Origin of the sequence: Mycobacterium genavense ATCC 51234 (genome assembly GCF_000526915.1) — a bacterium.
Lineage (GTDB): Bacteria > Actinomycetota > Actinomycetes > Mycobacteriales > Mycobacteriaceae > Mycobacterium > Mycobacterium genavense.
Genome location: NZ_JAGZ01000002.1, coordinates 251584 through 278161, shown reverse-complemented (window position 1 = coordinate 278161; position 26578 = coordinate 251584). Strand labels below are relative to the sequence as shown.

The window sequence follows — 26578 nt, the reverse complement described above, 5'->3', positions numbered from 1 at the left end:
TCACCGCAGGACGGTGCCGCCGTCGATGTTGACGACCTGACCGTTGATCCATTCGCCTTCCTCGGACAGCAGGAAGGCGACCAACGCGGCGATGTCCTGTGGATCGCCGACGCGTGTCCCGCGAATCCGCTTCAACGCCGCGGCCTGCAGGTCCGGCCATTGCGGAACCGAGCGGATGGCCTCGGTGGCGGTGAACCCCGGCGCCACCGCGTTGCAGCGGATGCCGTCCTTGCCCCACCGGGATGCGACATGGCGGGTCAGCGCCCCGATGCCGGCCTTCGCGGTGGCGTAGGCCGGGCGGGCGGGCTCACCCTGGAACGCCGCCGCCGAGGACATGTTGACGATCGCCCCACCCCCGCTGGCGAGCATGCGCGGGATGGCGTATTTCATCGCCGCCACGTACCCGCGCAGGTTCACCGTCATCACTCGGTCCCACACCTCGAAGTCGATGTCGACGACATCGGTGTCGGCGCGGATCGTGCTCATGTCGGCACCGACGTTGAACAGCAGGTCGACACCGCCGAAAGTCGTTGCCGCCGAATCAATCAGGCCGGACACCGACACGGGATCGGCGAGGTCGAATGCCACGTGGACGGCCGTGCCGCCGGCCGCGACGATGCGCGCGGCGGTCTGTTCCGCGGCGTCGGCCGCGACGTCGCCGATCACCACCCGGCAGCCTTCGGCCCCGAGCCGGCCGGCGGTCGCGGCCCCGATACCGGTGGCGCCGCCGACCACCACCGCAACTCGTTCCGCCAGGCCCCGCAGTCCCATGGATATTGACTTTACCTCTAGAACTGTAGAGGGTCGCAAGTCATGGCCGGAATTCACCGGGAGCGTCCCGGGGCAGCCGATCTCGCGGCGGCAACCGACACTCCCGCGACACCGCTGGGCAACGACATCTGGATGTCGCCCGGCGTCTCCAACTCCTACGCGATCGCCACCGACGACGGGCGGGTCATCGTCAACGCCGGACTGGTGTTCGAGGGTCCGTTGCACCGCAAGGCTTTTGCCGACGTGCCGGGCCCGGCGCGGGCCATCGTCGTCACCCAGGGCCATGCCGACCACTGGGGCGGGGTCAACACGCTGCGCGACGACGGCACCGACATCGTGATGCACCGCAACTACCGGTACTGGCGCGACGACAACACACTGCTGATGGGTTATCGGGTGCCCAAGACGTCGTTCGCCTTCGCGAAATTCTCCGACGCCGTGCTCGAGCACTTCAAGACCATCGACCCGGCCACGATCGACTTCTCCTTCCCCGCGCCGACCACGACGTTCGACCTCCACCACGAATTCGCCTTCGGCGGTAGGACTTTCGAACTGGCCTGGACGCCCGGCGGCGAGACCACCGACGCGCTCGTGGTGTGGCTGCGCGGGGATCGAATCCTGTTCAGCGGCAATCTGTTCGGCCCGCTGTTCGGGCACGTGCCGAATCTGATGACCATCCGCGGCGACCGATACCGCGACCCGATTCTGTACGTCGAGTCGCTGAACACCGTGCTGGATTACGGTCCGCAGCGCCTGATCACCGGCCACTTCGACCCGATCGAGGGCGCCGACCGCATCGCCGAGGAAGTCACCGCGATGCGCGACGCCATGCAGGCCGTGCACGATCGCACGGCCGAACTGATGAATTCCGGCACCGACCTGCACACGGCGATGCGCGAGGTGACGGTGCCCGAGCAGTTCGACGTCGGCGAGGGCTACGGCAAGACCGCCTGGAACGTTCGCGCCATCTGGGAGATGTACACCGGATGGTTCCGGCACCGCTCCACCACCGAGCTCTACGGGGTACCACCGGATTCGATTGCTGCCGATGTGGTCGACGCCGCCGGTGCCGACGCGCTGGTCGAGGCGGCCCGCGCGCACGTCGAGGGCGACCGGCCGCTACAGGCGATTCACCTGACCGACCTGATCCTGTCCGCACAGCCCGCGCACCCGGCGGCGCGCGCGGTGGCCGCCGACGCGCACGAGGCGCTGCTCGCCGACACCGAAAACTTCTGGGAAAAAGCCTGGCTCACCAAATCCATCAACGAATTGAGGACCTCAGAATGAACTCCATCAGGTTCGACTTCACCGGCGCCAAGGTGCTGGTGACCGGCGGCACCAGCGGCATCGGTAACGCGATTGCCGCCGAGTTCGCCAAGGCCGGCGCCGCCGTCACCGTGACCGGCGCTCGTGAGTCGACCGCCGACTATCCGGAGATCGACCTGAGCGCATTCACCTACCGGCAGTGCCGGATCCAGGATCCCGACGCCGTCGACGCGCTGGCGGACTCGCTGGGCGAACTCGACGTCCTGATCAACAACGCGGGTGGCCCGTATCCCGCCGGCGACGAGTACGACCCCGACGGCTACGTCGCGTCGGTGACGCAAAACCTGTTGGGCCCCATGCGGTTGACGATGTGCTGCCACGAACGCCTGAAGGCCAGCACTGCGCCCGGGGGCGCCAGCGTCGTCTCGATGTCGGCGTTTCGTTCGGCGGTCTTCGTCCCGGGGTATGCCTCCTCGAAGATGGGCCTGATCTCGCTGACGATGAACCTCTCGCGTCGGTGGGCCGACGACGGAATCCGGGTCAACGCGATCGCGCCCGGGTTGATCGACACCCGAATGACGCATCCGGCCATGGAAATTCCCCAGGTGATGGACGTCGAGATCGGTTTCCACACCCCGTTGGGCCGACCCGGGACACCTCAGGATTGCACCGGCGCGGCGCTCTTCTTGTGTACCGATGCCGCGTCGTACATCACCGGCACCACGATCGCCGTCGACGGCGGATACCTGACGGTCGGAACGATGGGCGAATACGACAACCTCGCGACCGCCGACGACGTCCTCAAGCTGGCGGCACAGCGCACCGGGCTCACCGAAATCGAATCCGACTCGTGGCGGGACGGATTGCAGCTCCTCCTCGACGACGTCAACAACTCGCCGGCGTTCACCCAGTACGGCCGGGAGCGCATCCTCAACGACGCGACCGACGCGCTGGGCCGGCGGCTGCAGGTCCACGGCTATCTTCAGCAGCATCCCGAGGTGCTCGAGGCGCCCGTGGAGCGGCCGCTGATCGTGCTCGGCATGCCGCGTACCGGGACCACCGTGATCAGTTACCTGCTCGACCAGGACCCGGCCCGGCGCTCGCTGCTGCACTGGCAGTGCGTGCACCCGATAGCGCCGGCGCCCACCGAGTCGCTGCGCACCGACCCGCGCTGCGTGGCCCTGCTGGAGGAGCAGCGCAAAATCCTGGAGATGGTGACGAAAGCGAAAGTGCCGCTGACGCACTGGGAAGACGCCGACGGGCCCACCGAAGACATGTTCATCCACAACCAGGACTTCAAGGCCTGTCCTGGATTCGTTCCTGTCCACCTCGCGGTATGCCGAATGGCTGTTCGACGAAACCGACATGACGAGCGCCTACGCATATCAGAAGCGCTATCTGCAGGTCCTGCAATCGAAAGCGCCGGGCGCGTGGAGCCTGAAGATGCCGTCGCATTCGGTGCACATCGAGGCGTTGCTGAAGGTCTTCCCGGACGCCCGGCTGGTGTGGGCGCATCGCGACCCCTACAAGGCAACCGGGTCGCTGGCCAACCTGTTGACGCTGCCCAAGACTATAACGCACCATCCCGAAGCAATCGATCCAGAAGCCATGGGGCGCAACGTAATGTGGCAGATGGGCTATCACGTGAACCGGCCGCTGCGGGCCCGCGAGCGCATCGGCGACGACCGCTTCATCCACATGCACTACCACGAGATGATGCGCGACCCGATGGACGTGCTGCGCCGGCTGTACGAGTGGGCGGGCGATCCGCTGACCGCGGAAACCGAAGCACGCATGCGCAATTGGCTCGCCGAGCATCCGCAGGACCGGTTCTCGCTCAACTCCTACAGCCTCGACAAGTATGGCCTGAGCGTCGAACGACTCGAGCCGGTCTTCGCCGAATACCTGGACACCTTCGACATCGAACTCGAGGCAGCGCCATGAAAATGTCCGTGGTCACCGGACCGGGTAAGGCAGAGGTCCTCGACGCCGACCGTCCGCAGACCGGCCCCAACGACGTGCTGGTCCGGATGCGCGCCTGCGGCATCTGCGGTTCCGACGCGTTCTACATCAGCATCGGCGGCATCCCGCCGCGCCAGGGGCACACGCCGCTCGGGCACGAACCGGCCGGCGAAATCGTCGAGGTCGGCGACCAGGTAGCCGGTGTCGCGGTCGGCGATCACGTCGTGATCAATCCCATGGCGGCGCCCGGCAACATCATCGGCAACGGGGGATCGGCCGGCGCGCTCGCAGACTACCTGCTGATCGAAAACGCCGTCCGCGGACGAAGTCTCGAAGTCATCCCGAGCCACGTTCCGTGGGAGGTGGCCGCACTCAACGAGCGATGGCCGTCGCTCGCCACGGGGCCAACCAATGCAAACCCAAGCCGGCCGACAAGGTCGTCGTGTTCGGGGCAGGGCCGATCGGGCTAGGCGCCACGCTGGCCTTCAAATCCCTTGGGGTAAGCCGCGTGGTGGTCGTGGACCTGATTCCGTCCCGGCTGGACAAGGCGCTGCAAATCGGCGCCGACGCCGTGATCAACTCCGCCGAAGAGCCCGTCGTGCAGCGCCTGATCGAACTGCACGGCGCGGGCGAGGCTGGCATTCCTGGGTTGCCCGGGCGCGCCGGCACCGATATCTACCTCGACGCCGCCGGGGCGCCGGCGGTCATCCACACCGCGCTGACCGCCGCCAAGAAGGGTGCAACCCTGGGAATCGTTGGCGTCCATAAGTAATCGGTGCCCGTCGAGTTGGTCAACATCATGAGCAACGAGATCACGATCGTCGGCTCGATGGGATATCCCGACGAGATCTTCGAGGTGACCGAGGACATCGTCGCGAACTGGGAGAAGTACGCGCTGATCGTCAGCCACACCATCGCGTTCGATCAGGTCGGTGAGGCACTCGAACTCGCCGGCACGCCCGGGGCGGCCGACAAGGTGGTGGTGACCTTCTAGGCGCGGGCCAAGTAATCCAGGGCGAGCCGCACGGCGTTGGCGCCGCACATGCCGTGCGCCCCGGGCCCGGGCGGGGTGGCCGCCGAGCAGATGTACATGCCCGGTACGCCAATGGTGTAGGGCGACAAGGTAATTCGTGGGCTGAAGGTGAGCTGGCGAATATCCTTCGAGCCGGTCATGATGTCGCCACCGGCATAGTTGGCGTTGAACGTGGCCATCTCGGTGGTGGCGCGAACGGCGCGGCCGACGATGCGGTCGGAGAACCCGGGTGCGAACCGCTCGATCTGGGCGATGATCGCCGCCGTCGCGTCGCCGGTGCAGCCGTTGGGCACGTGCGCGTAGCTCCACACCGGATGGATATTGCCCACCGACCGCTGCGGATCGGCCAGGTATTGCTGACCCACCAGTACAAACGGACGCTCGGGCATCCGCTCGGCGTGGACATCCCGCTCGGCGGCGGCAAGCTCGTCGTAGCTGCCGACCACATGCACCGTGCCGGCCCGACGCGCATCGGGGCTCGTCCAGGGCACGCCGCCCTCGACGGCGAAGTCGACTTTGAACGCGCCCGGACCACGCCGAAACCTGGTGAAAGCGGCGGAGATTCGGCGGGGAAGACGGTCCCCGAGGATGTCGGCGACGGCGCCGGGCGCCAGGTCGAACATCGTGACGTCGGCCGGCGGCAGGTGCGACGTGTTCTGCATCCGGACGCCGGTTTCGACCTTGCCGCCCAAGTCGGTCAGCAGCGTGACCATCGCGTCGGCGATCGACTGCGACCCGCCCTCGGCGACGGCCCAGCCGTGCCGGTGCCCGGCCGCGATCAAGCCCCATCCCGATTGCCGAAGTCATCGGGTAGTGCAGCGGCCGAAAGGCATGGGCCGCAATGCCTCCGAACAACGCGCGGCCTTCCTCGGTGCGAAACATCCGCGCGAACGTCGACCCGGGCAGCAGCGTGGGCGCACCGAAGCGGGCCAGCATCAGCGGGTGATGCGGGACGCGTAGCAGCGGACCCATGATGTCGTCGCTCAGCGCGTCGAAACGGGCGGACGAGTAGCCGAACGCCAGGCGCCACCGCGACCCGTCGCGACCCAGGCCGGCCGCCGTCTGCTCCACCGAGCGGTACAGCACACTGGCGTTGCCACCGTCGAGCGGATGGACGCAATCGATCTCCGGCCAGCGCCACGACAATCCGTACCGCTGCAGGTTGAAGCGGTTGAGGAAGGGCGAACCGACGGCCATCGGGTGGATCGCCGAACACTGGTCGTGCAGCAGGCCGGGAACGATGGCTTCGGTGCTGCGTGTGCCGCCGCCGATCCCGTCGGCGGCCTCAAGCACGGTGGTCTGCACGCCCTTGGCGGCCAGGCAGATGGCGGCCGCCAGCGCGTTGGGGCCACTACCTACCACCAGCGCGGTACTCATAGTTACTGCACGCTACCGCGAGCGCGCAGCGCCCAGCGCATTGCTCTCAAGACCCGTTCGCGATGCGCAATGTGTCGCTGCGGACATTTTCTTTTCACCAATTGTGGCTAATGATGTGGCTAATGATATTGAGATGGCTATTCACGACGATACCGTTTTCGAAGGCCCTCTTCGGCAGCTTGCTCGCAGTGCGTGGCGAGTGCTGCTCCTCACCGGCATCCTGGCGATCGCGCTTGGCATCATTGTGCTCGCCTGGCCTGGAAAGACACTGTTTGTCGCGGGTGTCTTGTTCGGCATCTACCTGGTGGTTTCCGGGGTCGGCTACGTGTTCGCCGCCTTCGGCTCACACGCCGGCGCCGCGATGCGGGTGCTGACGTTTATCACCGGCATCGTGTCGTTGATTCTGGGATTCTTTTGCTTCCGCGACGAATTCGAGGCGGTCACACTTTTGGTCATCTGGATCGGCATCAGCTGGCTGTTTCGCGGGATGACGCTGCTGGCCGCGGGGTTGTCCTTCGATCATATGCCCGGCCGCGGCTGGCAGGTGCTGTCCGGGCTGGTGATCGTGGTCGGCGGCGCGGTGCTGATCGTGTCGCCGCTTCGCTCCATCGCCGTGCTGGCCCTGGTCGCCGGCTGCTGGCTGATCGCCATCGGTGTGGTCGACGTGATCAGCGCGCTAAAAGTTCGCAGCCGGGCGAAGGCCACCTGATTGGCACCGTAATCCTTTGCAGCACAACGCCGGCCGCCATGCGGCCGGCGTTGTGCATAAGAGCCGGCCCGAATATCGTCGGGCCCGCCCGACGCGGCATGTGCCAGGTTTGCCGATCGCGGTCCGGGGTAGCTATAGACTGTACCATTTGGGGGAGTTCGATCAACTTCGATCGCACGCCGTAAAGCCCAAACGAACGCGATCCAGAAAGTTGTGCCTTGTCCTTAAAAGAAACCGAAACTCCGGGCTTGAAGCCGCATTTCGAGGATGTGCAGGCGCACTACGACCTGTCCGACGATTTCTTCGCACTTTTCCTGGACCCTACGCGCACCTACAGCTGCGCCTATTTCGAGCGTGACGACTTCTCGCTGGAAGAGGCGCAGTACGCCAAGGTCGACCTGTCGCTGGGAAAGCTCGGGTTGCAACCCGGCATGACGCTGCTCGACGTCGGCTGTGGCTGGGGCACCACGATCGTGCGCGCGCTGGACAATTACGACGTCAACGTCGTCGGCCTGACCCTGAGCCGCAATCAGGAGGCGCACGTCCAGCGACGCCTGGACGAGCATCCGTCGCCCCGATCCAAGCGGGTGCTGCTGCAGGGCTGGGAACAGTTCGACGAAAGTGTCGACCGCATCGTGTCAATCGGTGCCTTCGAGCACTTCGGCCGCGACCGGTACGACGACTTCTTCGAGATGGCCTACCGGGCGCTCCCGGACGACGGGGTGATGATGCTGCACACCATCATCAAGCCCAGTGACCAGGAGTTCGCCGAGTGTGAGCTGCCGCTCACCATGACGAAGGTCCGCTTCATGAAGTTCATCATGGACGAGATTTTCCCGGGCGGAGACCTGCCCAACGCGAAGTCCGTCGAGGAGCACGCCACCCGGGCCGGCTTCAGCCTGGCGCTCTACCAGCCGCTGCGGCTGCACTACGCGCGCACCCTCGACCACTGGTCGGCGGCGCTGGAGGCGCGCCGCGACGAGGCCGTCGCGATTCAGTCGCAAGAGGTCTACGACCGATACATGAAGTACCTGACCGGTTGCGCCGAGCTGTTCCGCGAGGGCTACACCGACGTCGCGCAGTTCACCCTCACCAAAAGCTAGACCTGATGTCCGCGGCGGTTACGGCCCGGTGTACCCGGGTGGGTTCACGCCGTCCACCCAGAAGTCGACGCCGAGGGTGCCGCCCGGCACACAGTTGTACACCGACAGATCGGTGACGCCGCTTTCCAGCAGCACGTCCTCGCACAGCAGCATGTTGCCGGTGTACTCCTTGGCCGGCTTGTTGAGGACGACGTAGGCCGCGTCGGAGTAGACCTCCGGCTTGCGGGCCCGAGCCATCGCCTCGTCGCCGCCGAGCAGGTTCTGCACCGCGGCGGTGGCCACCAGCGTGCGCGGCCACAGCGTGTTGGACGCGATGCCCTCGGCCCGCATCTCCTGCGCGATTCCCAGCGCACACAGCGTCATGCCGAACTTGGCCATCATGTACGCCGTCGGCTTGAGCCACTCCTGCCCGAGCAGCACCGGCGGAGACAGCGTCAGCACGTGCGGGTTCTCCCGGCCCTTCATGTACGGCAGACACGCCTGCGACACGGCGTAGGTGCCGCGCACCTGGATGCCGTTCATCAGGTCGAACCGCTTCATCGGGACCTCGGTGATGGAGCCCAGGTTGATCGCCGACGCGTTGTTCACGCAGATGTCGATGCCGCCGAACTGCTCGACGGTCTGGGCCACCGCGGATTGGACGGAATCGGGGTCCCGGACATCCCCGACGATCGGCAGGGCCTGCCCGCCGGCCTCCTCGAGCTCCTTGGCGGCGGTGTAGACGGTTCCCGGCAATTTCGGATGCGGGTCGGCGGTCTTGGCGATCAGCGCGACGTTGGCGCCGTCCTGTGCGGCGCGTTTGGCGATGGCCAGGCCGATACCGCGACTGGCGCCGGAGATGAACATGGTTTTGCTGTTCAAGGACATGGCGTCACAGTAACCCGCAGTCCCAACCAAATCGGGCGGGGGGACCTCGGCACCGGAAATAGCACGTCGGCCGGCGCTGTTGATCAAATCGGTCTCTGAAACGCGGCAAGCGACCCGGGCAAATGATGTCGGTCGCAGCATTTAGATTGGGAGGGGAGGATCTGGTGTCAACGGCGACGAGCCTGTTAGGCAGTTCAATGGGCGAGGAGCAGTTGGCTCGCTTGTTCGCGAGTCAGGTGTCGCTGGGGGTGCTACGTGGCGACGCTGCGACGGAAGGGACCGTGTTAATCGAGATGGCCGAATCAAATGATGGCCCAGACACCGTGACCGGTTCAGACACCGTCGAGCCCATGCCTGTTGACGAGACCGACGAGGAGCTGGCCGCGCGGTTCGAGCGCGACGCGATCCCCCTGCTGGATCAGCTCTACGGCGGCGCGCTGCGCATGACGCGCAACCCCGCAGACGCCGAGGATCTGCTGCAGGAAACGATGGTCAAGGCCTACGCCGGGTTCCGGTCGTTTCGGGCCGGCACCAACCTCAAGGCCTGGCTGTACCGGATCCTGACCAACACCTACATCAACAGCTATCGCAAGAAGCAGCGCCAGCCCGCGGAGTATCCGACCGAGGAGATCACCGACTGGCAGCTGGCGTCCAACGCGGAGCATTCCTCGACTGGGCTGCGTTCGGCCGAGGTCGAGGTGTTGGAGGCGCTGCCGGACACCGAGATCAAGGCGGCCCTGCAGGCGCTGCCGGAAGAGTTCCGAATGGCGGTCTACTACGCCGATGTCGAGGGTTTCCCGTACAAGGAGATCGCCGAGATCATGGACACCCCGATCGGGACGGTAATGTCTCGGCTGCATCGGGGCAGACGCCAGCTGCGCTCGTTGCTGGAAGACGTGGCCAAGGACCGCGGCTTCATCCGGGGTGAGCAGACGCACGAGGAGGTGCCGTCATGAGTGAGTTTTCGCCCGATGGCGCCTCGGCGCGGTCGGATCCGCGCACCAAGGCCGAGTGTGCCGAATTGATCGCCGAGGTATGGACGCTGCTCGACGGTGAGTGCACCCCCGAGACACGCAAGAAGCTCAAGCAGCATCTCGAGGAATGCCCGCCCTGTCTGCGGCTGTTCGGGATCGAAGAGCAATTCAAGGCGCTGATCGCCACCAAGTGCAGCGGCGACAAGGCCCCCGAGGGCCTGCGAGAGCGGTTGCGGCTGGAGATCCGCCGCACCACGATCATCCGGGACGTGCAGTAACGGCGCGCCTCAGCGCGGCCGGCGGCTAGGAGTTGGGACGCTTGCCGTGGTTGGCCTTGGTGTACTTGCGGTCACGCTTCTTGCGGCCACGCTTGGCCATCGGGGGAACCTCCGTCGTTCGGTCATGATCCGGGCGCCGGGCACCCGTCGAGTTGCCGACAATTCTCGCACGGCCCGGGCTGTGCTATTTCACACCCCACCGCGCACCGGCCCGCGCGCCGGTATGCCCGTGATGTTGTGGTTCGATATACATGAGCTTGAGATGGAAGCCCGGACCAGCCAGCATGCGCAATGGTCGAGACGAGTGGGGTGAAGATGGCCGAGGATGTTCGAGCCGAGATCGTGGCCAGCGTGCTCGAAGTCGTTGTCAACGAGGGCGACCAAATCGGCAAGGGCGACGTCGTGGTGCTGCTGGAGTCCATGAAGATGGAGATTCCGGTCCTGGCCGAAGTCGACGGCACGATCAGCAAGGTGAGCGTGGCCGTCGGCGACGTCATCCAGGCGGGCGACCTGATCGCCGTGATCAGCTAGCCATTCGGCGCTTCGCACCTACCGCCGTGGGACGACGCGGGAGTATTTGATGTCCACGCTCGGTGATCTTCTCGCCGAACACACCATCCTGCCCGGCAACGCCGTCGACCATCTGCACGCGGTGGTCGGGGAGTGGCAGCTGCTGGCCGACCTGTCGTTCGCTGACTACCTGATGTGGGTTCGCCGCGACGACGGTGTGTTGGTGTGTGTGGCCCAATGCCGGCCTAACACCGCGCCGACGGTGCTGCAGACCGACTCGGTGGGCAGCGTCGTCGACGCCGACCGGCTACCGCTGGTCGCCGAGACGTTCGCGTCGGGCACCGTGCAGCTGCAAACCTCAGCTGCACAACAAGATTCGTGGCAGCTGCCGGGGCCGCACGTCGCGGCCTCCCCGGTGCGCTACGCCGATCAGGTTGTCGCGGTGCTCACCCAGCACCAGACGTCGCTGCCCACCAATCAGAACTCCGGGCAGCTGGAGACCGCCTACCGCGAATGCGCCGCCGATCTGGTCCACATGCTGGCCGACGGCACGTTTCCCGACGTCCGCGATGTCGCCATGTCGCGCTCGACGCCACGCGTGGGCGACGGGTTCATCCGCCTCGACGTCGACGGCGTGGTCGCCTACGCCAGCCCCAACGCCCTGTCGGCGTATCACCGCATGGGACTGACCAGCGAGTTAGAGGGCCACAACCTCATCCGCATCACCCGGCCGCTGATCTCGGACCCGTTCGAAGCCCAGGAGATGGCCGAGCACGTGCAGGACCTGCTGGCCGGCGGCAAGAGCATGCGCATGGAGGTCGACGCCGGCGGTGCCACCGTGCTGCTGCGGACCTTGCCGCTGGTGGTGCACGGGGCCGGCGCCGGCGCCGCGGTGCTGATCCGCGACGTGACCGAGGTGAAACGCCGCGACCGGGCCCTGATTTCCAAGGACGCCACGATCCGCGAGATCCACCACCGGGTGAAGAACAACCTGCAGACGGTGGCGGCGCTGCTGCGCCTGCAGGCCCGCCGGACGGTCAACGCCGAAGGCCGCGAGGCGCTGATCGAATCCGTGCGACGGGTGTCGTCGATCGCCCTGGTCCACGACGCGCTGTCGATGTCGGTCGACGAGCAGGTCAATCTCGACGAGGTCATCGACCGGATCCTGCCGATCATGAACGACGTGGCCTCGGTGGATCGGCCGATCCGGATCAACCGGGTCGGCGATCTGGGCGTGCTCGACTCCGACCGCGCCACCGCGCTGATCATGGTGATCACCGAGCTGGTGCAGAACGCGATCGAGCACGCATTCGACCTGGCCGCCCAGGAAGGGTCGGTGACGATCCGTGCCGAGCGTTCGGCGCGCTGGCTCGACGTGGTGGTGCACGACGACGGCCGGGGGCTGCCCGACGGCTTCAGCCTGGAGAAATCCGACAGCCTGGGCCTGCAGATCGTGCGCACCCTGGTCGCGGCGGAGCTGGACGGAACCCTGGGGATGCGTCAAGCACCCCGCGGTGGCACCGATGTGGTGCTGCGGGTGCCGATCGGCCGTCGGTCCAGGTTGGTGCTGTAGGGCCCACGCAACAGCGCGGCCCCGACACATTGTCGGGGCCGCGCTGTTCAGAGCCTTGGATCAGACTCCGCTGCGGGCCTTCGTCCGGGCTTTGCGGCGCTTGAGCGCACGCCGCTCGTCTTCGCTCATACCGCCCCACACACCGGAGTCCTGACCCGTGTTCAGTGCCCAACCCAGGCACTCGGTGGTCACCGGACACCGGTTGCAGACCAGTTTCGCGTCAGCGATCTGCGCGAGCGCCGGGCCACTGTTACCCACCGGGAAGAACAGCTCCGGGTCCTCGTCGCGACACACCGCCTTGTGGCGCCAATCCATAAGTAATTACTCCTCACTATGTGCGCAGCATCGCGCACTGGCGTTATTCTTCGGCTCTTAACGCTTGCATGAGTAAGGGTCCGTTAGGTACCCCCACAATCTGTGCATGCAACCTTTCGATCGTTTCACAGGCACAACAGAAGTCAATAGCGTGAGTTAGTGCGTGGGCTATCTCACTTTGGTTAAGGCTTAGTCAAGCCTTCACTCCATTGTACTACACTCGCCGATTACCCCGCCAAAGATTTTTGGTTGCTCTCACCGTTCGGTTAGGTGTTTCCGCAGCTCAAGACGGTCTCCTTCGCGGCGGCGCCGCGACGGGAAGTGCATCGCGCACCGCCCGGAATGTCATCGAATCGCGCAGCCCGAGGTACTCGCCGTCGTACTGGCTGGCGATCGGCTCACCGCCGGAGGTGATTCGCAGACAAGCGGTGTCGTCGTCGCGGACGAGTTGATCGGCTTGCGGCTGCGGGTTCTTCGCGAGAATCTGCCGCAGTAACCGAAGGGTGGGAATCACCTTCATGTTCGTGACCGCAAACACACCCAGGCCCGACTCGAAGCTGCATCCCGGGTTCGTCACCATCGGCCGGCTGTTGCTGTAGGTCCACGGCGTGGTGTTGGACACCCAGGCAAACTTCGCGCCCGAGACGGGATCGCGGCCCGGCAGCTCCAGCGTCATGTCCGGCGCGCGGCGGCTGTAGCGAATCGTGGCGGGCACCGCCACCCGCCAATAACGCAGCGGCGTGACCGCGACGCCCTTGTTGCGCTGGGCTTCCACCGCGGCGACCACCTCGGCGTCGACGCCCATTCCGGCGTTGATCACCGCGTACTGCTCACCGCAGTCGATCAGGCTGATCCGTCGCCAGGTCTGGTGGCGGCGGTAATCGTCGATCAGCTGGATCAGCTGGTTAGTGGCGGCGACCGGATCCCGGGAGATTCCCAGCGCCCGGGCCAGCACATTCGCCGAACCGCCGGGCACCACCGCGACGGCGGGGACGTGCGCCGGCCGCGGCGCGCTGGGACGGCCCAGGATGCCGTTGACGACCCCGCTCACCGAGCCGTCGCCGCCATGCACGACGACTAAATCCACCCCGCTTTCGGCGGCGGCCCGCCCGAGTTCGGTCCCATGGCCGCGGTGGTTGGTGTGCTCGACGGTGAGGTCGAGGCGGCTCTTGAGCGCATGGGCCAGCAGATCGCGGCCGGCTGGTGTGGTGGACGTGGCTGCGGGGTTCACGATCAGCACGGCTCGCATGACGCACGAGCTTATGCGGGGCGGTTAAGGCCTTGCTGTGGGGGAAGCGTCGGCCCGATGGGCCACGGGCGGAGCGTGGCTACGCTGACGCTGTGAACCGCGCCGCCCGCAACCGGGAGATACCGCAGCCCCCATCCGCCGTGCGGGGCGCCGGATTCATCGTCGCGGCGCAGGGATCGGCGGCGCTGCTGATGGCCGCGGTCCTGGTGGTGCGCGCGGTCGCGGGCGCCGATCAGCGAGTGGTCAACGGGCTGGGTACCGCGCTGTGGTTCCTGGTGATCGGCGGCGTGGTGACCGCCGGCGGACGCGCGCTGGTGATCGGCCGGCGGTGGGGGCGCGGGCTGGCGGCGTTCACCCAGTTGCTGCTATTGCCGGTGGCCTGGTACCTGGCGGTGGGTTCGCATCGCGCATCGTTCGGCATACCGCTGGCCGTGGTGGCGCTGACGGTGTTGCTGTTGCTCTTCACCCCCGCGGCGCTGCGCTGGGTCGCCGGTGGAGATCAGTGCGGTCGCGCCAGCTCGGACAGCGACGGCCCGGACAGCCGGTAGGTGGTCCACTCGCGCTGCGGTTGGCCGCCGATGTCGTCGTACAGCGCGATCGCGTCCACGTTCCAGTTCAGCACCGCCCACGCCAACCGGGTGTAGCCGTTGTCGACGCATTCGGCGGCCAGGGCCGCCAGCAGCGTGCGGGCCAGGCCGCGGCGCCGAAATGCGGGGCGGACAAACAGATCTTCGAGGTAGATGCCTCCGACGCCGTCCCAGGTGGAGAAGTTGACGAACCACAGCGCCATCCCCGCGATCTCGCCGTCGACTTCGGCGACGTGTCCGTGCGCGATCGGCGATTCGCCGAAAAGTGCTGTAGAGATTTGCTTTTCGGTGACGGTGCAGTGATCGGCGGCGTGTTCGAATTCGGCCAACGCGTGGATCATATCGGTAATCGCGGCGACGTCTTCGGGTGTGGCGCGGCGGATGTTCTCGCTCACAGCTGCGCTCCTAGCGCGTTGAGTATCGTGGCGAATTTCGTTGTGGTTTCCTCGACTTCGGCATCGGGATCCGATTCGGCGACAATGCCGCCGCCGGCGTGGGCCAGCGCGGTGCGCCGATCCGCCGACAGCTGTGCGCAGCGGATGGACACCACCCAATACCCGTCGCCATGTCCGTCGCACCAGCCCACCGCGCCGGCATAAAAGCCGCGGTCGCCTTCGAGTTCGGCGATCAGCTCGGACGTGGCCTTGGCCGGCACCCCTCCGACCGCCGGTGTGGGATGCAGCGCCAATGCCAAATCGATTGCCGTAGTTGACTTATCGCGCAACCGGCCGTTGATCGGTGTGCACAGGTGCCACACCGCGGCGGTGCGGCTCAGCTGCGGCTCGGGTGCGATCGTCAGCTCGTCGCACAACGGTTCCAGCGCGGCCCGCATCGTGTCGATGACCAGCTGATGCTCGTGGCGGTCCTTGGCGGACGCGGCCAGCGCGGCGCCGTTGGCGGCGTCGCGTTCCGGATCAGCGGCGCGGGGAGCCGAACCGGCGAACGGCTGGCAGCTCACTCGGTCGCCGGTCCGCGCGACCAGCAGCTCCGGGCTGGCGCCCACCAAAGCCGCGCCCGCATAATCGCTGCCGGCAGTGGTCAGGTCGGCCAGATAGCAATAGGCGGCGGGGTCGTTGGCGGCCAGGCGGCGCAGGATGACGCGGGCGTCCAGCGCGCCGTCGGCGGCCAGCCGCAACGCCCTCGCCAGCACCACCTTGCTCAGCGGCGTGCCCGGTGCCGTCACCTCGTCTCGGGCGCGGCTGATCCGGGCGCGGTAGTCGGTCGGCGGCGGGACCGCGGCGGTGATGCGAACGCCGGGCAGCGGGCCCGTCGGCCAGTCGGGTGGTCCGTCGCTGCGCAGCACCGCGTCCGGCACTAGCAGTGCGGCCGGCCGGTCCACGTCGAAAGGCAACGCGCCCAACACTATTGGAGCAGATCCCGATACCAGCGTGGCCTGTGCGGCGGCCACGTCGCTGTAGCGCGTCCGCACGCCTTCGCCGATCAGGGTGCCGCGTGGGCCGCACAGGGCGAACGGCGGTTCGACCGAGTTCACACCGTCTGACCGGTCAGCCCGAGGGTGAGCAGCTGCTGGACCCCGTGCTCGAAGCCGCACATCGCGATCGAGGCGGTACGCATGCCGAATCGGCGGCCTTCGAGCAGCGGCAGCTCCAGCCACCGAATGATCACCGCGCGGGAGAAGTGGCCGTGGCTGACGAACACCACGTCGCGCGATTCCATGTACTGCTGCGCCATTGCGATCGCGCGGTCCGCGCGGTCGCTGACCTGCGCGACGCTTTCACCGCCGGGGCAGCCGTGCGTCCACACCAGCCAGTCCGGGACGGTCTCGCGGATCTTTTCGGTTGTCACGCCTTCGTATTCGCCGTAATCCCACTCGGCGAGCAGCGGCGAGATCTCGTCGACGGTCAGGCCCGCCAACTCGGCGGTGACCCGCGCACGCTGCCGGGGGCTGCTGATCACCAGCGGGTTGTCCAGGCTCAGTCCACCGAGCACGCCGCCGGCGAGTTTAGCCTGCGTCCGGCCGTTTTCGGTCAAGTCGATCTCGGTGCTGCCGGTGTGCTGACCCGACAGCGACCACTCGGTTTCGCCGTGCCGCAGCAAGAGCAGTCGGTGGTTGTGCAAGCCCATGTCGACTGATTCTGCCCGAGACTCATGGGCCCGTCGTTGCTAGCTCCCAGCCCCGACGTGCCAGGATGGCAGGTGTGAGTGGGACGCGGGTACTGGCAGTCGCCAACCAGAAGGGTGGCGTCGCCAAGATGACGACGGTCGCCTCACTGGGTGCGGCGATGCTGGACATGGGCAAGCGGGTGCTGCTCGTCGATCTGGATCCGCAGGGCTGTCTGATGTTCTCGCTCGGCCAAGATCCCGACAAGTTGCCGGTGTCCGTGCACGAGGTGTTGCTCGGTGAGATCGAGCCGAACGCGGCGCTGGTCACCACGACGGAGGGAATGACGCTGCTGCCGGCCAACATTGACTTGGCGGGCGCCGAGGCGATGCTGCTGATGCGGGCCGGCCGCGAGTACGCGCTCAAGCGCGCACTGGCCAAAGTGGCCGAGCAGTTCGACGTGGTCATCATCGACTGCCCGCCGTCGCTGGGGGTGCTCACCCTCAACGGGCTGACGGCGGCCGACGAGGTGATCGTGCCGTTGCAGTACGAGACGCTGGCCCACCGCGGTGTCGGCCAATTCCTGCGCACCGTCGCCGATGCCCAGCAGATCACCAATCCGAATCTGCGGCTGCTGGGCGCGTTGCCGACGTTGTACGACTCGCGCACCACGCACACCCGCGATGTGCTGCTCGACGTCGCGGACCGCTACGACTTGCCGGTGCTCGCTCCGCCGATCCCGCGTACGGTGCGTTTCGCCGAGGCCAGCGCGTCGGGCGCGTCGGTCATGGCGGGGCGCAAGAACAAGGGCGCGGCGGCCTATTCCACCCTGGCGCATGCGTTGATCAAGCACTGGAAGTCCGGCAAACCGCTGCCGACGTTCACCGTCGAGGCGTAGTCGAGGGTGTGCGGCTACGCCGCCCTGAGCGCACACCCGCAGCCCTGAGCGCACACCGAACGGGCGCTGGCGTCTAGCCGAGCGCAACCACGGTGTCGCCGCGCTGCTCGAACACCCGGGAGCCCGACACCGCCGGGACCACCGCCCGGTTGCTCGGCGCGCGATCGACCGGGATGTAGCGTTCGTTGGCTCCGGACACGGGGTCGTAGACGCCGATTCCGCCGGTGACCGGGATGAGCAGCTTGCCGGCCATCATGGCGCCGGGCCCCAGCGGCACCGTCTTGTCGCCGGCGGCGATGGTGTAGCGCAGGTGCAGGCTGCTCGCGTCGAACACCAGCACCGAATCGCCAGTCCACCAGGTCATCACGTTGCCCGCCTGCGACACCGCCGAATTCGACGGCGGCTTGGCCAGCAGTGCGCTGGATACCGTGGTGCCCATCTCATCGATCACGTCGACCCTGGGCTGCGGCGCCGGCAGATACACGGCCGTGTTGCGCTGCCACACGGTCAGCACCCGAGCGCCCGAGTTCACCCCGATCCCGGGCTCGGAGACCAGATGCTGGGCAGGTTCGTCGTCTTCCTTGCCCGGGCGTAGCAGGGCCAGCCGCAGGTCGGACTGGTTACCGCAGCTCTCCAGCACCGAAACGGCCAACGAGCTGGCGGCGCCCGAGTACAGCTTGCAGCCGGAGTGCAGGCCCCGCGCCGACGGCTTGACCCGGGCGTCGGTCTCGCCGTAGGCCAGCATCCGGACCATGTCCGAACGCCACAGCTCCAGCCGGGTGTCGCCGACCGACAACACCGTCGTGCCATCGGAGGACAGGCGAACCTGCGGATCGGCGTAGCTACTGCGGGCGGGCCCGCGCCGGCCGGTGGACCCGTCGATGGTGCTGACCTGGCCGCAACCGCGGTCGTCGCGGTACACCGCGACCGCGAAGTGGTAGACCCACGACAGGCCGCACAGGTCGGTGTCGCGGGAGTAGCTCCAGCGCGTCTGGCCGGTACCGGCGTCGCGCCCGTCCACCTCGCGGCCGTCGCCGGTGGTGACGGTCCCGCCCACGATCACCGGTGCCGTGGTGGCGGAACTGGGAGCCGTCCACAGCTGCCGCAGGCTGGCCGGCACCTGCTTGGCCAGGGCGGGGTTCGCCGCCGGGGTCGCGGCGGGACGGCTGATCGTGGCCCGCGCATCGCTGGTCCACCAGATCAGCGACGCGGTGGCGGCGACGACGACCGCGATCGCCGCGGCGGCCAACAGATCGCCCTTGGTTCGGCGTTCGGGTTTGACCATGCCTGGGTGTCGGGTCAGTTGGCGGGCGTGGCGGCTTCCGCCGGCTTGCGGCGACGACGGCGGCGACGGTTGCTGCCGCCGTTACTGCTGGACGCCGAATCCGACGGCGCCTCCGCGGTGGCCTCGCCGTCGCTGCCGTTGCCCGACGGGTGGCCGCTGACCGGCTGGCCGGCGCGGGTGCGGCGGCGGCGGTTCCCCGAGCGGGCGCGCGCCGGCTTCTCCGTGGGGCTGACAGCGCGGTCGGCGTCGCGGCGCTTGACCGGTGACTTGCGCGGCGAGCCAACCGTGCCGGAGGCCTCGAGCGGAATGCCCAACTCGGTGTACAGGTGCGGCGAGCTGGAGTACGTCTCGGCGGGCTCCGGGGAGCCCAGGTTCAGCGCCTTGTCGATCGCCGCCCAGCGGGGCAGCTCGTCCCAGTCGACCAGGGTGACCGCGATGCCGGTCTTGCCGGCGCGGCCGGTACGGCCGATCCGGTGCACGTACGCCTGCTCGTCCTCGGGGATCTGGTAGTTGATGACGTGGGTGATGTCGTCGATGTCGATGCCACGGGCCGCGACGTCGGTGGCCACCAGCACGTCGACGTCACCGTTGCGGAATCCCTTGAGCGCCTTCTCCCGGGCGATCTGCCCGAGATCGCCGTGCACGGCGCCGACCTTGAAGCCGCGCTCGGCCAGTTCGTCGGCGACCTTCTGTGCGGTGCGCTTGGTGCGGGTGAAGATCATCGTCGCGCCCCGACCGTCGGCCTGCAGGATCCGGCTGACCAGCTCCACCTTGTCCAGCGCATGGGCGCGGTAGACGAACTGCTCGGTGGTGTCGTGCGTGGCCGCCGAATGCGGCGCCTCGGCGCGGATGTGCGTGGGCTGGACCATGAACGTGCGGGCCAACGTGATGATGGGATCCGGCATGGTCGCCGAGAACAGCATCGATTGCCGGTCGGCGGGGATCTGCCGCAGGATGCGCTCGATGTCGGGCAAAAAGCCCAGGTCGAGCATCTCGTCGGCCTCGTCGAGCACCAGCACCGAAAGCCCGCCCAGCTGCAGGTGGCCCTGCTGCGCGAGGTCGAGCAGCCGGCCCGGCGTGCCCACCGCGACGTCGGCGCCGGTGCGCAGCGCGTCGATCTGCGGTTCGTAGGCCCGTCCGCCGTAGATCGCCACCACCGACAGGCGACGACCCTCGTCGGCGGTCAGATGCTTGGCCGCCGCGGCCAGGTCCTCGGTGACCTGCAGGCACAGCTCGCGGGTGGGCACCACGACCAGCGCGCGGGGTGTGCCGTTGAGCGGCCGGGCGCCCGAGCCGTTGGTGATGCGCTGCAGCAGCGGAACGCCGAAGGCGAGGGTCTTGCCCATACCGGTGCGGGCCTGGCCGATGACGTCGTCACCGGCGAGTGCCATCGGCAGGGTGAGTTCCTGGATGGCAAAGGCGTGTTCGATGCCCTTCTCGGCGAGTGCCCGGACGATTTCGTCGCGGACGCCGAGTTCGGCAAAGGTTGGTTCAGTTTTGCTGGTCAATGCGGTCATGCGTGAGTGACGTACCTTTCGGTGACTATTCGGTTGGAATCGGTTCTCTGTCGCGGTCACGCGCGCACGAATTCCGACTCCGAGTCGCCAGGCCCTGCCGAGGCCGGCCAGTGGTGTACGCACATTTCGCCGATAGCTGCGGTTTGAAGAAATACAGCCGCTATCTATCTGCATGATAGCTGGTCGACAGCTCACACCCATCTTCGTCCAGGTCCGCCGACTACAGTGAGGCGCATGACTTCGGCCTCCTCTGCCGACCAAGTAGACGATTCGCCCGCCGCGGGGCTGACCGCGGACCATCCGGGCGTCAACGAACTGTTCGCCGTGCTCGCCTACGGCGAGGTGGCCGCGTTCTACCGGCTGACCGACGAGGCGCGCATGGCGCCTGACCTGCGTGGGCGTATTTCGATGGCGAGCATGGCGGCCGCCGAGATGCAGCACTACGAGCTGCTGCAAGCCGCCCTGGAAAGCCGCGGCGTCGACGTGGTTTCCGCCATGTCGCGCTACGTGTCGGCGATCGAGAACTACCACCGGTTGACAATGCCCAGCACCTGGTTGGAAGCGCTGGTGAAGACCTATGTCGGTGACGCGCTGGCCGCCGACCTCTATCTCGAGATCGCCGACGGGCTGCCCGACGAGGTCGCCGACGTGGTGCGGGCGGCCCTGTCCGAGACGGGGCACTCGCAGTTCGTCGTCGCCGAGGTGCGCGCCGCGGTGACCGCCAGTGGCAAACAGCGCAGCCGGTTGGCGCTGTGGGCCCGCCGGCTGTATGGCGAAGCGATAACCCAGGCGCAATATTTGCTCGCCGACCATGACGAGCTGGTCGATCTGGTGGTGTCGGGCACCGGCGGCCTGAACCAGCTCAGCGCATTCTTCGAGCGGCTGCAGCAAACTCACGACCGGCGGATGCGCGAGCTCGGCTTGCGCTGAGCCCTACCTGGTGCAGGTCGCCAGGTTCGAGTTGTTTGCCGACGCGATCTCCACCTGTCCCTGGGCGTTGACGATCGCGCAATTGAGCTTGCCCACGATGCTGGTCGCGACGACGGACTGGGTCGTCACGCCCGGATTCAGCACGACCACCTTGGTCCAGGGCAGCGACACGTTGAACTCGGTCTGGGGGTAGCCACGGGCGTCGGTGTAGACGACGTTCACCAGGTCCAGCAGCGTCTTCGTCCCGGTCACGCTGTAGTAGATGGTCCTCGGATTCACGGTGGCCCGAGGTGCTACCACCGCGGGAGGTGGCGCGGCCAACGGTGGGGTGGTCAGCGTCGCGCTCGGCGGGGCCAACGTGGTGATAGTCTCCGGCGGTAGCTGAGGTGCCTGCGAGGTGCTCGGGGCCGGACGCTGCGTCGCGCTGGGCGGGCTGCTGGTCCGCGGTGCGGAGGTCACGGTCGTGGGCGCCGGCGGCGCCACGGTGGCCTTCGTCGACGCGCTGTCGCCGCTGTTGATGATCACCGCGGTCGCGATCGCGCCGATCGCCACCACCGCGCCGAGCACCGCGACCGCCGGGCGCCAGGTCCCGATGGGCCACAGTAGTTCCTTGAGTTCGTCGTACTCCTCGTAGTCCTCGTCGGAGTAGTCGTCGTCGGCGTATCCGTCATCGCCGTAGCCGTCGTAGTCGGCTCCGTGGTATGTCGCATCATCGGGGTAGGCGTGGACCGGTCCGGTGCGATCATCAAGCATGTTTCTGATGATGCCGATGTTACTGACGTGAATGGACAGAGACGGGCGCCGTGCGCCACCTTGATCCAGCTGGGAGCCAATCGTTATCTGTCGTTAGGCGGTGTTTCGCTTACCGCGAACCCCTCTACGCGGAGCGCGGCGGCGGTGTCCACTAACCTGCTGCTGACACGCCTGCGACGGAATATCAACGGAAGGGGCCATCGTGGAGGTCAAGGTCGGTATCACGGACAGTCCGCGCGAGCTGGTCTTCTCCAGTGCGCAGACGCCTGCGGAGGTCGAGGAGACCGTGAGTGCCGCACTGCGCGCAGGCTCGGGTCTGTTGAGCCTCAGCGACGAGAAGGGCCGCCGCTACCTGATTCATTCCGCCAAGATCGCCTACGTCGAGATCGGTGCCGCCGACGGCCGTCGGGTCGGCTTCGGAATCGGAGCGGACACCGGCGTGCATTCCGCCGGTAAGCGCGCTAAGAGCGAGTAAGCGGCACGTGTGACAGCCCCCCCCAGGCGAACTGGACGGTTCCCTCGACGGCGTCCGACTTGGAGATCGGGCGGTCGGAGTCCAGCCAGTACCTGGCGCAGTCGACGCTGATGCCTACTAGGCCCACCGCGATCATCCGGGCGCGGTGCGGGTCCAGCCCGGAATCGGCGCTGATCAGCGCGAAAACCGCGTCGATACACGATTCGGTGGCGGCGCGAACCTGCGCGGCGACCTCGGGCTCGGTGACGTAGTCGTTCTCGAAGATCAGCCGGTAGCCCTGGCTGTCGTGCTCGATGAAGTCGAAGAAGGCCTGGACCGCCGCATGTAACCGCCACCGGTTGTCGGTCGTGGTGCTCAGCGCGTTCTGCACGCCCGAGACCAGGTTGTCGACGTGGCGATTGAGCACCGCCAGATACAGCTCCAGCTTGGACGAAAAGTGTTGGTACAGAACGGGTTTACTGACCCCTGCGCGGTCGGCGATCTCATCCATGCCGGCCGCGTGATAGCCGTGGTCGACGAAGACATCGCTGGCCACGATCAGGAATTGGCCGCGCCGCTCGTCGCGCGGCAACCGGTTCCCCCGCCGGTTCGGGGTCGCTATGCCGTCACTCGGCCGACCGCGGTCACCCGATCTGACGGCACGCCGTGCCGCCGACTTGGCGAGATCGCTCACGTGGTCCTCATTTGAATAGTGGCGACCGACCATCGAATGTCGACAGGCCCGTCGCGCGCCGCTCGTCGCACAGACATTACTACCCATGGTGTACGTGCAACCGGCATCGGCGCGGTCGGCGCAGGGAGAACCGGCGTCGTAGGGCGCTCCAGGGACGTGCGGCGTCCCGGCTGTGCCATCCTGGGGCAATGACGTCCGAGCCGCCCGTGCAGGGCAGCGGTCGAGTGCCGGTGCTGCGTGACGAGTGGCGCGAACCACTTCGCGCGCTGCGGGACCCGATCGCGCTGGGCACCGGGCGCAGCCGGGCCGACCGTGATCGTCCCCGCCAGTGGCGGAAACAATCGTGGCTGGGCCGCTTCATCTCCACCTACGGCTGGCGCGCGTATGCGCTGCCGGTTCTGGTGGCGCTGACCGCCGTTGTGCTCTACCAGACGGTGACCGGTGTCGGCGCGCCGACACCGACGGCGAGCAAGCCGGCGATTCAAGGTCCGCCGGCCATCGGTGCGGTGGGCACCGCGATCCTCGACGCACCGCCGCACGGCCTGGCCACCTTCGACGCCAACCTGCCGGCCGGAACGCTGCCGGACGGCGGCCCGTTCACCGAAGCCGGGGACAAGACCTGGCACATCGTGCCGGGCACCACACCGCAGATCGGGCAGGGCACCGCCAAGGTGTTCCGTTACACGGTCGAAGTCGAAAACGGTTTGGACCCAGCGATGTTCGGCGGTGACGACGCCTTCGCCGCGATGGTCGATCAGACGCTGGCCAACCCCAAGGGCTGGACGCACAACCCGCAGTTCGCGTTCGTCAGGATCGACGCAAGCAGTGTGGGTAAACCGGACTTCCGGATTTCGCTGGTGTCCCCGGTGACCGTGCGCGAGGGCTGCGGCTACGAATTCCGGTTGGAGACTTCCTGCTACAACCCGGCGTACGGACCGGAGCGGCAGGCGCGGGTGTTCATCAACGAGGCGCGTTGGGTGCGCGGCGCCGTGCCGTTCGAAGGGGACGTCGGCTCGTACCGGCAGTACGTGATCGACCATGAGGTGGGCCACGCCATCGGCTACGTCCGCCACGAACCATGCGACAAGCAGGGCGGCTTGGCGCCGGTGATGATGCAGCAGACGTTCTCCACCGCCAACGACGACGCCGCCAAGTTCGACCCGGACTACGTCAAGGCCGACGGCAAGACCTGCCGCTTCAACCCCTGGCCGTATCCGATCGCCTAAACCCCCACCGGGGGAAGCATTGGCGGCGATCGAGGCGTTGACTGGAGACGTTGAATCGCGAAGCTGACCGAGGAGATGTTCGGTGTCCACATCGTTGCCGCCACTGGTCGAACCCGCCGGCGAGCTGAGCCGAGACGAGGTGGCGCGCTACAGCCGCCATCTGATCATTCCGGACCTGGGTGTCGACGGGCAGAAGCGGCTGAAGAACGCGCGGGTGCTGGTGATCGGCGCCGGCGGACTGGGCGCACCGGCACTGCTGTATCTGGCCGCGGCCGGCGTCGGGACGATCGGCATCGTCGACTTCGACGTCGTCGACGAGTCCAACCTGCAGCGCCAGATCATCCACGGCACCGCCGACGTCGGGCGGCCCAAGGCGCAGTCGGCGCGCGACTCGATCCACGCGATCAATCCGCTGGTCGAGGTGCGTCTGCACGAGTTTCGGCTGGAGGCGAGCAACGCCGTGGACCTGTTCGCCCAGTACGACCTGATCGTGGACGGCACCGACAACTTCGCCACCCGGTACCTGGTCAACGATGCCGCGGTGCTGGCCGGAAAGCCGTACATCTGGGGGTCGATCTACCGGTTCGAGGGCCAGGTCTCGGTGTTCTGGGAGGACGCTCCCGACGGCCTGGGCCTGAACTACCGCGACCTGTACCCCGAGCCGCCCCCGCCCGGGATGGTGCCGTCGTGCGCCGAAGGCGGCGTGCTGGGCATCATCTGCGCCTCGATCGCGTCGGTGATGGGCACCGAGGCCCTCAAGCTGATCACCGGCCTGGGCGAGCCGCTGCTGGGGAGGCTGATGATCTACGACGCGCTGGAGATGAGCTACCGCACGATCAAGATCCGCAAGGACCCGGCCACGCCGAAGATCACCGAATTGATCGACTACGAGACGTTTTGCGGTGCGGTTTCCGACGATGCGGCCCAGGCGGTCAGCGGCTCGACGATCACGCCGGGGGAGTTGCGCGCGCTGCTGGACTCGGGCAAGAAGCTGGCCCTGATCGACGTGCGCGAGCCCGACGAGTGGGACATCAATCACATCGACGGGGCCCAGCTGATCCCGAAGTCGTCGATCAGCTCCGGTGAGGGGCTGGCAAAGCTGCCGCACGACCGCACGGCGGTGCTGTACTGCAAGACGGGTGTGCGCTCGGCCGAGGCGCTGGCCGCGGTGAAGAAGGCCGGATTCTCCGATGCCGTCCACTTGCAAGGCGGAATCGTGGCGTGGGCCCAGCAGATGCAGCCCGACATGGTGATGTACTGACGGCTCCTCAGCGCGTCGTGCCGACGCGCATCGTCGCCCCGCTAGGCTAACCCCCGTGAACGTTGAACCACCGCCAGAGCATGTGCTTTCGGCGTTTGGTTTGACCGGCGTCAAGCCGATCGCTCTGGCCGCCAGCTGGGAAGGCGGCTGGCGCTGCGGCGAGGTCGTCCTCTCGGTGGTGGCCGACCACGCGCGGGCAGCCTGGTCTGCGCGAGTGCGGGAAACGCTGTTCGTCGACGGGGTGCGGCTGGCCCGGCCGGTCCGCTCGACCGACGGCCGTTATGTGGTCTCCGGATGGCGCGCCGACACGTTCGTCGCTGGCACGCCGGAGCCCCGCCACGACGAAGTCGTCTCGGCCGCCGTGCGCCTGCACGAGGCCACCGGCAAACTGGAGCGCCCCCGATTCCTGACCCAGGGACCCACCGCGCCGTGGTCGGACGTCGACGTGTTCATCGCCGCCGACCGCAGCGCCTGGGAAGAGCGGCCACTGCAGTCGATCCCGCCGGGCGCGCGCACCGCCCCGCCCAGCGCCGACGCGGAGCGATCCGTCGAGCTGATCAGCCAGCTCGCCACCCTGCGCAAGCCGACCAAAAGCCCCAATCAGCTGGTGCACGGGGACCTCTACGGGACGGTGCTCTTCGTCGGCACGGCCGCGCCGGGGATCACCGACATCACGCCGTACTGGCGCCCCGCCTCATGGGCGGCCGGCGTGGTCGTCGTCGACGCCCTGTCCTGGGGCGAGGCCGACGACGGACTGATCGAACGCTGGAACGCTCTGCCGGATTGGCCACAAATGTTGTTGCGCGCGTTGATGTTTCGTTTGGCTGTTCACGCGCTGCACCCACGGTCGACCGCCGAGGCATTCCCCGGCCTGGCCCGCACCGCGGCCCTGATTCGCCTGGTGCTCTAGGCGGTCGGGCGGCG

Annotated in this window: 26 protein-coding genes and 4 pseudogenes; 17 read left to right on the top strand and 13 right to left on the bottom strand. The window is 67.3% G+C overall.

Translation table 11 applies throughout. The features are described 5' to 3' along the window. Entirely contained in the window at nt 1-771 is a 771-nt protein-coding gene (locus T428_RS0106005) for an SDR family NAD(P)-dependent oxidoreductase (RefSeq protein ID WP_025735754.1), read from the bottom strand. A gap of 42 nt (nt 772-813) precedes the next feature. Here T428_RS0106005 and T428_RS0106000 point away from each other — a divergent pair, with 42 nt between their 5' ends. The 4 genes and pseudogenes from T428_RS0106000 (at nt 814) to T428_RS26020 (ending at nt 4993) form a co-directional block, all read left to right on the top strand. Next, a complete protein-coding gene (locus tag T428_RS0106000) occupies nt 814-2058 on the top strand; it encodes an alkyl sulfatase dimerization domain-containing protein (RefSeq protein ID WP_025735753.1) in 1245 nt (414 codons plus the stop codon). Continuing rightward, nucleotides 2055-2792: pseudogene (locus T428_RS31735) on the top strand (SDR family NAD(P)-dependent oxidoreductase); the annotation flags it as partial. The gene T428_RS0106000 and the pseudogene T428_RS31735, both read left to right, overlap by 4 nt. Nucleotides 2793-2798: 6 nt before the next feature. Continuing rightward, nucleotides 2799-3981, top strand: a pseudogene (locus T428_RS26025) (sulfotransferase family protein). After that, a pseudogene (locus T428_RS26020) lies at nt 3978-4993 on the top strand (zinc-dependent alcohol dehydrogenase). Before T428_RS26025 ends, T428_RS26020 begins: the two co-directional pseudogenes overlap by 4 nt. Here T428_RS26020 and T428_RS26015 read toward each other — a convergent pair. Beyond that, nucleotides 4990-6397, bottom strand: a pseudogene (locus T428_RS26015) (phytoene desaturase family protein). The pseudogenes T428_RS26020 and T428_RS26015 sit on opposite strands and share 4 nt — an antisense overlap. Between T428_RS26015 and T428_RS0105980 the strand changes: the two are divergent. Both T428_RS0105980 and T428_RS0105975 read left to right on the top strand, forming a co-directional pair. Further along, nucleotides 6282-7118: an HdeD family acid-resistance protein gene (locus tag T428_RS0105980; protein WP_245604810.1), complete on the top strand. Its 837-nt coding sequence runs from the start codon at nt 6282-6284 to the stop codon at nt 7116-7118. The pseudogene T428_RS26015 and the gene T428_RS0105980 sit on opposite strands and share 116 nt — an antisense overlap. A 218-nt stretch (nt 7119-7336) precedes the next feature. Beyond that, complete coding sequence (locus T428_RS0105975) at nt 7337-8221, top strand: cyclopropane mycolic acid synthase family methyltransferase (protein ID WP_036467236.1); 885 nt, start codon at nt 7337-7339, stop codon at nt 8219-8221. Nucleotides 8222-8239: 18 nt separating this feature from the next. Here the strand turns inward: T428_RS0105975 and T428_RS0105970 are convergent, their stop codons facing one another. Further along, on the bottom strand, nt 8240-9088 hold the full coding sequence (locus T428_RS0105970; RefSeq protein ID WP_025735750.1) for an SDR family oxidoreductase: 849 nt from the start codon (nt 9086-9088) through the stop codon (nt 8240-8242). A 293-nt stretch (nt 9089-9381) separates the two neighbouring features. Between T428_RS0105970 and T428_RS0105965 the strand changes: the two genes are divergently transcribed. Beyond that, on the top strand, nt 9382-10044 hold the full coding sequence (locus T428_RS0105965) for a sigma-70 family RNA polymerase sigma factor (protein ID WP_169733628.1): 663 nt from the start codon (nt 9382-9384) through the stop codon (nt 10042-10044). Beyond that, nucleotides 10041-10340, top strand: a complete 300-nt coding sequence (rsrA, locus tag T428_RS0105960; protein WP_025735748.1) for a mycothiol system anti-sigma-R factor — start codon at nt 10041-10043, stop codon at nt 10338-10340. Before T428_RS0105965 ends, rsrA begins: the two co-directional genes overlap by 4 nt. Nucleotides 10341-10365: 25 nt before the next feature. Here rsrA and T428_RS35990 read toward each other — a convergent pair whose 3' ends face one another. After that, entirely contained in the window at nt 10366-10440 is a 75-nt protein-coding gene (locus T428_RS35990; protein ID WP_156942885.1) for a 50S ribosomal protein bL37, read from the bottom strand. Nucleotides 10441-10655: 215 nt separating this feature from the next. Between T428_RS35990 and T428_RS0105955 the strand changes: the two genes are divergently transcribed. Next, complete coding sequence (locus tag T428_RS0105955; protein WP_025735747.1) at nt 10656-10871, top strand: biotin/lipoyl-binding carrier protein; 216 nt, start codon at nt 10656-10658, stop codon at nt 10869-10871. A gap of 49 nt (nt 10872-10920) precedes the next feature. Beyond that, on the top strand, nt 10921-12423 hold the full coding sequence (locus T428_RS0105950; RefSeq protein WP_025735746.1) for a sensor histidine kinase: 1503 nt from the start codon (nt 10921-10923) through the stop codon (nt 12421-12423). Nucleotides 12424-12483: 60 nt separating this feature from the next. Here T428_RS0105950 and whiB1 read toward each other — a convergent pair whose 3' ends face one another. Then, nucleotides 12484-12738, bottom strand: coding sequence for a transcriptional regulator WhiB1 (gene whiB1 / locus T428_RS0105945; protein WP_025735745.1), 255 nt, complete (start codon nt 12736-12738; stop codon nt 12484-12486). A gap of 283 nt (nt 12739-13021) precedes the next feature. Next, the gene (locus T428_RS0105940; RefSeq protein WP_025735744.1) at nt 13022-13987 is read right to left on the bottom strand and encodes a diacylglycerol/lipid kinase family protein; all 966 of its coding nucleotides are present in this window, start codon (nt 13985-13987) and stop codon (nt 13022-13024) included. A 119-nt stretch (nt 13988-14106) separates the two neighbouring features. Between T428_RS0105940 and T428_RS0105935 the strand changes: the two genes are divergently transcribed. After that, nucleotides 14107-14535 carry a hypothetical protein gene (locus tag T428_RS0105935; protein ID WP_025735743.1) on the top strand — a complete coding sequence of 143 codons (429 nt, stop codon included), beginning with the start codon at nt 14107-14109 and terminating at the stop codon, nt 14533-14535. On the opposite strand, the gene T428_RS0105930 is transcribed toward T428_RS0105935, so the two are convergent. Genes T428_RS0105930 through T428_RS0105920 form a run of 3 tightly spaced genes read right to left on the bottom strand, consistent with a single transcriptional unit; the run spans nt 14487 to nt 16659 of the window. After that, complete coding sequence (locus tag T428_RS0105930; RefSeq protein ID WP_025735742.1) at nt 14487-14969, bottom strand: GNAT family N-acetyltransferase; 483 nt, start codon at nt 14967-14969, stop codon at nt 14487-14489. The two genes, T428_RS0105935 and T428_RS0105930, sit on opposite strands and share 49 nt — an antisense overlap. Then, nucleotides 14966-16066 (bottom strand): isochorismate synthase, encoded by a 1101-nt coding sequence (locus T428_RS0105925; RefSeq protein WP_025735741.1) that lies wholly within the window; start codon nt 16064-16066, stop codon nt 14966-14968. The genes T428_RS0105930 and T428_RS0105925 overlap by 4 nt, the downstream gene beginning before the upstream one ends. After that, nucleotides 16063-16659: an acid phosphatase gene (locus tag T428_RS0105920; RefSeq protein ID WP_025735740.1), complete on the bottom strand. Its 597-nt coding sequence runs from the start codon at nt 16657-16659 to the stop codon at nt 16063-16065. Before T428_RS0105920 ends, T428_RS0105925 begins: the two co-directional genes overlap by 4 nt. Before the next feature lie 74 nt (nt 16660-16733). Here T428_RS0105920 and T428_RS0105915 point away from each other — a divergent pair, with 74 nt between their 5' ends. Then, complete coding sequence (locus T428_RS0105915) at nt 16734-17534, top strand: ParA family protein (protein ID WP_025735739.1); 801 nt, start codon at nt 16734-16736, stop codon at nt 17532-17534. A gap of 73 nt (nt 17535-17607) precedes the next feature. On the opposite strand, the gene T428_RS0105910 is transcribed toward T428_RS0105915, so the two are convergent. Together T428_RS0105910 and T428_RS0105905 are read right to left on the bottom strand one after the other, a co-directional pair. Further along, the gene (locus tag T428_RS0105910) at nt 17608-18819 is read right to left on the bottom strand and encodes an Rv3212 family protein (protein WP_025735738.1); all 1212 of its coding nucleotides are present in this window, start codon (nt 18817-18819) and stop codon (nt 17608-17610) included. Nucleotides 18820-18833: 14 nt separating this feature from the next. Continuing rightward, nucleotides 18834-20336, bottom strand: coding sequence for a DEAD/DEAH box helicase (locus T428_RS0105905; RefSeq protein ID WP_025735737.1), 1503 nt, complete (start codon nt 20334-20336; stop codon nt 18834-18836). 234 nt (nt 20337-20570) lie between these two features. Here T428_RS0105905 and T428_RS0105900 point away from each other — a divergent pair, with 234 nt between their 5' ends. After that, nucleotides 20571-21266, top strand: a complete 696-nt coding sequence (locus T428_RS0105900; RefSeq protein WP_025735736.1) for a ferritin-like fold-containing protein — start codon at nt 20571-20573, stop codon at nt 21264-21266. A gap of 3 nt (nt 21267-21269) precedes the next feature. Here the strand turns inward: T428_RS0105900 and T428_RS30935 are convergent, their stop codons facing one another. Next, nucleotides 21270-22037: an MmpS family transport accessory protein gene (locus tag T428_RS30935; RefSeq protein ID WP_425411997.1), complete on the bottom strand. Its 768-nt coding sequence runs from the start codon at nt 22035-22037 to the stop codon at nt 21270-21272. A gap of 184 nt (nt 22038-22221) precedes the next feature. Here T428_RS30935 and T428_RS0105890 point away from each other — a divergent pair, with 184 nt between their 5' ends. Continuing rightward, nucleotides 22222-22494: a DUF3107 domain-containing protein gene (locus T428_RS0105890; RefSeq protein WP_025735735.1), complete on the top strand. Its 273-nt coding sequence runs from the start codon at nt 22222-22224 to the stop codon at nt 22492-22494. On the opposite strand, the gene fasR is transcribed toward T428_RS0105890, so the two are convergent. Then, nucleotides 22481-23167, bottom strand: coding sequence for an HTH-type transcriptional activator FasR (gene fasR / locus T428_RS0105885; protein WP_025735734.1), 687 nt, complete (start codon nt 23165-23167; stop codon nt 22481-22483). The two genes, T428_RS0105890 and fasR, sit on opposite strands and share 14 nt — an antisense overlap. Before the next feature lie 188 nt (nt 23168-23355). Between fasR and T428_RS0105880 the strand changes: the two genes are divergently transcribed. The 3 genes from T428_RS0105880 (at nt 23356) to T428_RS0105870 (ending at nt 26564) form a co-directional block, all read left to right on the top strand. After that, nucleotides 23356-24393: a DUF3152 domain-containing protein gene (locus T428_RS0105880; protein ID WP_084298640.1), complete on the top strand. Its 1038-nt coding sequence runs from the start codon at nt 23356-23358 to the stop codon at nt 24391-24393. Between the two features lie 82 nt (nt 24394-24475). Continuing rightward, complete coding sequence (moeZ, locus tag T428_RS0105875) at nt 24476-25654, top strand: adenylyltransferase/sulfurtransferase MoeZ (RefSeq protein WP_025735732.1); 1179 nt, start codon at nt 24476-24478, stop codon at nt 25652-25654. 55 nt (nt 25655-25709) lie between these two features. Then, the gene (locus T428_RS0105870) at nt 25710-26564 is read left to right on the top strand and encodes a TIGR02569 family protein (protein WP_025735731.1); all 855 of its coding nucleotides are present in this window, start codon (nt 25710-25712) and stop codon (nt 26562-26564) included. Nucleotides 26565-26578 lie beyond the last annotated feature (14 nt).